Raw genomic sequence first — 310 nt, forward strand, 5'->3', positions numbered from 1 at the left:
CCTGGGAAACCACGTGATCAAGAAGGAGCTGATCAAGGTCGAGCCTCCCGCCGTACTCTCGGCCAGTGACTCGGAGGGCCAGCCTTCGAGGCCTGCCACTCCGGCCATGCCCGAGATCAAGGTCGAGGACGAGCCAACCAAGAAGACGCGCCACGTGTCGGCCAGCAGCAAATCCCGACACGCCAGCTCGGGTCCGGACTCGTCTCACGTGAGCAACGACGAGGAGAAGCACAAGAAGCGCAAGAAGAAGGACAAGAAGGAGAAGCATCGCCGATCCTCCCATCCCTCGAGCGAGTCGAGCAAGAAGGAC

1 protein-coding gene is annotated in these 310 nt (G+C 61.6%); it reads left to right on the top strand.

The window, feature by feature from the left end; translation table 11 throughout:
• Positions 1 to 310: hypothetical protein (locus tag JEM65_RS21350; RefSeq protein WP_199603753.1), on the top strand; the 310-nt coding region annotated here is incomplete at both ends.

The organism is Gelidibacter salicanalis, from assembly GCF_016469035.1.
Classification (GTDB): Bacteria; Bacteroidota; Bacteroidia; order Flavobacteriales; family Flavobacteriaceae; genus Gelidibacter; species Gelidibacter salicanalis_A.